Here is a 7,135-nt window from a genome sequence, read left to right on the forward strand (position 1 = left end):
ATTCCATTCCTCTGAGACGGTATGGGTGAGTATGGCAGTTTTAAGGGTATACATTATTGTAAACTTTCATTATTGAGTTAGTAGACAGTTTTAATTTATACCTCATTCTATTGCTTTTAGAGTGTTTTGTGAGAATTTTTTTATTCTCTTTTAGATTTTACATAGGGCGATTCAATGACTTGAAATTATCAGGAGATAATTGATATGATAATTTTAATATGAAGTGAATGCTTAGTTAGAATACTTTAGTAGCGATTAAAAATTTCCCTCCAAGATTCACCATTAGATAAAGAACTTCCTCTGGCTCCATTAGGATTCCAGATTAAATTAATTTAAAAAATATCAGGCAGTATGCCTGAGAAAGGAGGTTTTATGGAAGAAGAAAACAATTTATCCGTCAACCTCCGTGTGCTTGTTACATACTTTCCAGAGATCGTTGAATGCCTTCATACTCCTAAACTCGGTGGCAAATGTACAGGATGTGAATTTAAAGATGAATGCAGGGTAGTTGCAGTAGTCGGATTTCTTATGAATAGAGAAATAATGGGATTGTCCACAGGAACATCTGATACAGAACTGATTAATTAAAACTCTGAAGGGAGGGGACAACCCCTCCCTGCATTATTGTATAAAAGCTTCCTAAAGCACTGAAATTGACTAAAGGGAGAGTAAAATTTTAACATTCATAATATGAGCATTCATGAGTTTGTCCATCTTCATGTACATACAGAATATAGTCTCCTTGATGGAGCAATAAGAATTGATGAATTAGTTGAACAGGCAAAGAAATACAATATGCCTGCTGTGGCAATAACTGATCATGGAAATCTTTTTGGAGTAGTGGAATTTTATAAAAAAGCCACTAAAGCAGGGATAAAACCTATTATAGGCTGTGAGGTATATGTAGCTCCTCAGAGTCGTTTTGATAAAACAAAGATAAAAGCACCAGGAATGCCAGAGGAAGCATCATTTCATCTTACTTTGTTGGTGGAAAACGAGGAAGGATACAGGAATCTTACCCGACTTGTTACTCTGGCTTATACTGAAGGGTTTTACTACAAACCAAGAATTGATATGGAGCTTTTAAATCAATACTATAGAGGACTTATTGCTCTTTCTGGATGTCTTAAAGGAGAAATCCCACACAGTATTGTTCATGGAAACATTGATAGAGCTGAAAAGACAGCAAAAGAATTAAAAGACCTATTTGGAGAGAACTTTTTCCTTGAAATCCAGTCAAACAGCCTTGTTGAACAGGAGATTGCAAATAAAGGATTAATTGAGATTTCAAAAAAATTTAATATTCCTTTGGTTGCTACCAATGACTGTCACTATCTTTACAGGTCAGATGCAAGGGCACATGAAATTCTGCTTTGCATCCAGACTGGCAAAACTATAAAAGACGAAAAAAGACTGAAGTTTCAAACAGACGAGTTTTACTTTAAATCTCCAGAGGAGATTTATTCAGCATTTATTGAAATTCCTCAGGCACTGAAAAATACTCTTGAGATTGCAGATAGATGTAACTTCCATTTTAAACTTGGTGAATACAAGCTTCCAAAATACCATGTTCCCGACGGATACTCAGCAGAAGAATATTTAAAACAACTTGCTCAGGAAGGATTAAAAGAGAGATTTAATGGCAATATCCCTGAGGATTATATAAATCGTCTGGAAGAAGAACTCAAAGTTATAACAAAAATGGGTTTTGCTTCATATTTTCTCATTGTATGGGATTTTATAAATTATGCGAGAAGAAAAAAAATCCCTGTTGGACCGGGAAGGGGTTCAGTAGCAGGAAGCCTTGTTGCTTATGCACTCAAGATTACCGATATAGATCCCATAAAATACGGGCTACTTTTTGAAAGATTTTTAAATCCTGAAAGAATAAGCATGCCTGATATTGATGTGGATTTCTGTAAGGACAGAAGAGAGGAAGTAATTAAATATGTTACAGAAAAATATGGAGTTGACAGAGTTGCACACATTATAACTTTTGGAACAATGGCTGCAAGAGCAGTTGTAAGAGATGTGGGGAGAGCATTAAACATTCCCTATGGTGATGTAGATAAAATTGCCAAAATGATACCATTTGCATGTCCATCTTTACAGCAAGCTTTAAATTTAGAACCAAGACTCAAGGAACTTTACGATAAATCTGAAACGATAAAAGAATTAATTGACATAGCTTTAAGACTTGAAGGACTTGTAAGACACTCATCTCAACATGCTGCAGGCGTTGTTATTTCTCCTGAGCCTCTTGAAGATATAATGCCGCTTTATAAAAATCCAGGTGAAGAGACTGTAATAAGCCAGTTTGATATGAAAGCCCTGGAAGATATTGGATTACTTAAATTTGACTTTTTAGGTCTTAAAACCCTCACTGTTATTGATGACACAATAAAATATGTTAAAGCTCAGGGTAAAGAGCTGAAATTAGAAAACATTCCTCTTGATGATAAGGAAACATATCAACTTCTTTGTTCAGGACAGACAACAGGAGTATTTCAGCTTGAAAGTAGAGGTATGAGAGAATTACTCAAGAGAGTGGAACCTCAGAGATTTGAGGACCTCATTGCCCTTGTAGCCTTATACAGACCCGGACCCCTTGGCAGTGGTATGGTTGATGATTTTATTAAAAGAAAAAAAGGACTGGTTCCCATTCATTACGATCTGCCAGAGCTAAAAGAAATACTTGATGAAACCTATGGAGTAATTCTTTATCAAGAGCAGGTTATGAAAATTGCCAATAAAATTGCAGGGTTTACAATGGGACAGGCAGATGTTTTAAGAAAGGCAATGGGTAAAAAAATTCCAGAACTGCTTATGAGTCTTAAGGAAGAGTTTGTTCAGGGAGCCATAAGAAACGGAGTGACACAGGACAAAGCAGAAGCTTTATTCAATATAATGGCAGCTTTCGCTGAGTATGGTTTTAATAAATCCCATTCTGCTGCCTATGCTTATTTAGCATACATTACAGCTTATTTAAAAGTTCATTATCCTAAAGAATTCTTTGCAGCAAACCTTTCAAATGAAATGGGAGATACAAATAAAATTGTTAAATTTATAAATGAATGCAAAGCATGGGGTATAGAAATTAAAGGACCTGACATAAACGAAAGCGACAGAGTCTTTACTGTAAGGGAAAATTCCATAAGATTCGGACTTGAAGCTGTCAAAGGAGTAGGAGGCTCTGCCCTTCAATGTATTCTCAATGAAAGGAAAAAGAAAAAATTTACATCAATGACTGATTTCCTGAGCAGAGTTGACACAAGAAAAGTTAACAAAAAAGTGATAGAATCCCTCATTAAAGCAGGAGCATTTGATTCTCTTTATCCTCAATACACTGCCAATCAGGCAAGAGCTATTGCAATGCATGAACTTTTATCCTTTAAAGGCAATAAACTACCTGGTGGATTATTTTTTAATGAGCAAATTATAGAGCCATGGGATAATGAAACTGTACTGAGTGAGGAAAAGACAGCGCTTGGTTTTTATCTTACAGGTCATCCAATGAAACCGCTGAGAGCAGTTTTGAATAGGATGGGGATCTGTACAATTGCTGATATTTTTGATACTGCAGAAGATGAGATTATTGAAATTGAACAGGAGCAGGAGATAAAAATAGCAGGCATTGTGGAAGAAGTAAAAAGTAAAGCAAAGGAAAAAGGTGTTACTGCTTACATAACAATAGAAGATGAGACAGGCAGGGTTGAGGTTGTAATTTATCCTGAACTTTTTAAAAAATATAGCAATATTTTAACAGAAAAAAACTCAATTATCATTAATGGCATTGTATTTAAATCTCCTGATTCAACAAAATTTCTTGCAAGACAGATAGAAGATATGAAAAATCTGGATTTAAAAATAAAGTATGAATTAAGTGTTGACTGTTCAGACATGGAGAAAGCTTATAAAACTTTGAAAGAAATAAGACAATGTCTTGAAGAAACCCGTAATGGAGAAGGCAAGGTATATATATGTTTAAATCTTGCTGACTGTCATGTTATAATTTTAAGTCCTTTTGAACCGTGCCTTGATTTTGAAACAAAAATACAAAAAATTGAAAATTGTCAGGTGAGAATATTATGACTTATTATCTTGACTTTGAAAAACCCATACAGGAGTTAGAAACAAAAATTGAAGAACTGAAAAAGCTTTCAGATGGCAGTGAGATTGACCTTACTCAGGAGATAAAAAGGCTTAATAAAAAATTAAAAGAATTAAAATCTGAAGTTTACTCAAATCTTACAGCATGGCAGAAGACCCAGCTTGCGAGGCATCCTGAAAGACCTTACACTCTTGATTACATTTCAATGATTTTTGAAGATTTTATTGAGCTTCACGGAGATCGCCGTTTTGGAGACGATCCTGCTGTAGTAGCAGGAATAGGTAAAATTGATGGTGCTTCTTATGCAGTTATAGGACATCAGAAAGGAAGAACAATAAAAGAAAGAATTTATCGAAACTTTGGTCAGGCTCATCCAGAAGGATACAGAAAAGCATTAAGAGTTATGAAACTGGCAGAAAGATTTTCAATGCCTGTCATTACAATGATTGATACTCCGGGTGCTTTTCCAGGGATAGGCGCTGAAGAAAGAGGTCAGGCTGAGGCAATTGCAACAAATCTTATGGAGATGTCTTTGCTGAAAACACCTTTGATTGGGATTGTAATAGGTGAGGGTGGAAGTGGAGGCGCCCTTGCGCTCAGTGTGTGTGACAAAATTTTTATGCTTGAACATTCTGTTTATTCAGTTATATCTCCTGAAGGATGTGCAGCTATACTGTGGAAAAAGAATTCTGATGTGGGAGTGGAAGACTATATGAAGGCAGCGGAAGAACTCAAGCTTACAGCCCAAGATCTGAAGAAATTCGGGATCATTGATGATATAATTCCTGAACCACTTGGTGGAGCTCACAGACAACCGCATGAAACAGGTAAAAGAATCAAAAACAGAATAATCAGCACCGCAGCAGAACTTAGTAAAATACCAGTAGAAGAACTTATTAAAAAAAGATACGAAAAATTCAGGCAAATTGGAAATTTCTGGAGTTCATCTCGTAGTAGAAAGTAAAAAGTCTTTAAATTTTTCTGGGACAATCCATTCAATTCCGAGTTTATCAGCCCATTTGATTAAACCTTGATCACCCGTTACCAGTGTTGCTTTAAGCTCCATAGAAAGAAATATGAGATCAACATCTTCTTTACTGTCAATAATACCTTCACGGAGTGCTTCTCTGTATTTTTTTCTTAAATCTTTAATTACTTCATCAGGTTCTTTCTGTGTGACATTTCTTACAGCATTCTCTGCAACTCTCAAGCCTTTATTTATTCTCTGCCTCATCTCTTCAACGAGCTCATAAAAAAATATTGCCGGGCACTGACTTCTGTGTTTATCAGGAGATTTGATTCTGATTAAAAAATAAAAATCTTTCGGAATTTTTTTTTCATCAACAAAATACATTAACTCCTTAAAAACAGTAGAGGGAATATAAAATTCAAGATTTTTAGCTTTTTTAGCTATTTTTATAAATTCTTCAATCGCCTGTTCAGGACTTTTACCAAAAAAATTTCTTATATCAGGATTTACAAAAACGCTTGTATCAAGAACTATTTTTCGTTTTCTACAAAAAAAATCAATCATTTCAGGATTTCACAGCCTCTCAGGTCAACCTCAAAACTACTCCATGTTCCACAAACAGGGCATCTTCCTACCCATTCTTCAAATGTTGAATGACATGCCCTGCATAGATAAGACAAGGTTGATACCTGTGTTTCAGGGCAAAGTTCTTTAAATTCAGAGATAGCTTTCGTTATCTGATTTCTTCTCATGTAAAGATATCCTTTGATGCAATGTAGTTTTGGAGTTGAACATATGGCTGGATCTATAGAAGACAAGATTTCTATAGCATCATCAATCATTTCCAAACGATAATAAAGTCTGCCAAGAAGAAATTTAAGCTCCACATCATCAGGCTGCTCATTTATTGCTTTGAAGTAAAATTGAATTAGTCTTTTAGGATCACCTATACTGATAAGTAAGTCTTCAAGTCTTATGAGCAAAATTTTTGATTTTAAATTGTCGTATGATTTCTGAAGAAACTCAATTGCTTCCTTAACTCCCTCTTTTGAAAGAATGACCTCTGTCATTCCAAGATAAGCAGGTACAAATTCAGGATAGTTATTAATAAGGCTTGAAAAAACCCTTCCTGCCTGTTCAATCTCGCCAGATTCAAGGTTTACTCTCCCGTACTCGTATGTATATCCTACAAGTTTTTTTTCTTCCTCTGCTTTTTTATATTCAGGAACAAGTTTTAGAATCTTTTTCTGAAGACTGATCAGATCTTCCCATTTTTCAAGTCGTTCCAGAATATTTCTCATTTTGTAATGTGCCAGAGGGCTATCTGGTTCAAGATTTATGATCTGTTCAATATATTTAATTGCGAGTTCATTTTCATTCATTTTTTCCATAACATTTTCCAGAGAAAAAAGAGGAACAATATTTTTAGGATCAAGTTCATAGGCTTTTTTGTAATATTTAAGTGCAGTTTTATAGTCTTCTTCCTTCATTGACAGGTCCCCAAGCCTTATGAGAGCATCTACATGTTCTGGTTCTTCTTTCAATATCTCCTGTAAAGCTTCTTTTGCTTCTTGAACTTTGTCCCTCATGATGTCTCTCAGTGCCTTTGCATAGTAATCCTTTATTTTTTCTTCTTTTTTTTGCTTTTTTTGCAATTGAAGTTTACTTATCAGATTGCTTGTGTCTCTGATAAAAAAGACAATAAAAACAAAAAAGGCTCCAAAACTTAAAGAAAGAAGCATTAATCCTATTTTTGGCATCTCATAAGATGCACCAAATGGAACTTTAATAATTACCATTTCTTTATTTTCCATGGCAAAAAGTCCGATAACTGTGAGAAAAACAAGAAGTAGAAAAATCAAAAATTTTGACATTTCATGTACCTCTCACTCGTGCAGTTTTTTAATTATACCTTAAAAAAGCAAGAAAAATTAATAGCAATTGACAAAATAACATATATATATGTTATTTTTAAAAAATCGGGGCTGTAGCTCAGTTGGGAGAGCGCTTGAATGGCATTCAAGAGGTCGGGGGTTCGACTCCCCTCAGCTCCA

5 protein-coding genes and 1 tRNA gene are annotated in these 7,135 nt (G+C 34.9%); 4 read left to right on the forward strand and 2 right to left on the reverse strand.

Features of this window, described 5'->3' with window-relative positions:
- Nucleotides 1-372: 372 nt before the first annotated feature.
- From ACP5O9_RS08545 to ACP5O9_RS08555, 3 genes are all read left to right on the forward strand, one after another.
- Nucleotides 373-588 (forward strand): hypothetical protein, encoded by a 216-nt coding sequence (locus ACP5O9_RS08545; protein ID WP_428723836.1) that lies wholly within the window; start codon nt 373-375, stop codon nt 586-588.
- Between the two features lie 102 nt (nt 589-690).
- Nucleotides 691-4,092 (forward strand): DNA polymerase III subunit alpha, encoded by a 3,402-nt coding sequence (locus tag ACP5O9_RS08550; RefSeq protein ID WP_428723837.1) that lies wholly within the window; start codon nt 691-693, stop codon nt 4,090-4,092.
- Nucleotides 4,089-5,075 carry an acetyl-CoA carboxylase carboxyltransferase subunit alpha gene (locus ACP5O9_RS08555; protein WP_353686751.1) on the forward strand — a complete coding sequence of 329 codons (987 nt, stop codon included), beginning with the start codon at nt 4,089-4,091 and terminating at the stop codon, nt 5,073-5,075. Before ACP5O9_RS08550 ends, ACP5O9_RS08555 begins: the two co-directional genes overlap by 4 nt.
- Here ACP5O9_RS08555 and ACP5O9_RS08560 read toward each other — a convergent pair.
- Nucleotides 5,055-5,645 carry an RNA ligase partner protein gene (locus tag ACP5O9_RS08560; protein ID WP_424905122.1) on the reverse strand — a complete coding sequence of 197 codons (591 nt, stop codon included), beginning with the start codon at nt 5,643-5,645 and terminating at the stop codon, nt 5,055-5,057. The two genes, ACP5O9_RS08555 and ACP5O9_RS08560, sit on opposite strands and share 21 nt — an antisense overlap.
- Nucleotides 5,642-6,955 (reverse strand): tetratricopeptide repeat protein, encoded by a 1,314-nt coding sequence (locus ACP5O9_RS08565; protein WP_353686753.1) that lies wholly within the window; start codon nt 6,953-6,955, stop codon nt 5,642-5,644. The genes ACP5O9_RS08560 and ACP5O9_RS08565 overlap by 4 nt, the downstream gene beginning before the upstream one ends.
- A 107-nt stretch (nt 6,956-7,062) precedes the next feature.
- Between ACP5O9_RS08565 and ACP5O9_RS08570 the strand changes: the two genes are divergently transcribed.
- Nucleotides 7,063-7,135, forward strand: a tRNA-Ala gene (locus ACP5O9_RS08570).

Origin of the sequence: Thermodesulfovibrio sp. (genome assembly GCF_049969575.1) — a bacterium.
Classification (GTDB): domain Bacteria; phylum Nitrospirota; class Thermodesulfovibrionia; order Thermodesulfovibrionales; family Thermodesulfovibrionaceae; genus Thermodesulfovibrio; species Thermodesulfovibrio obliviosus.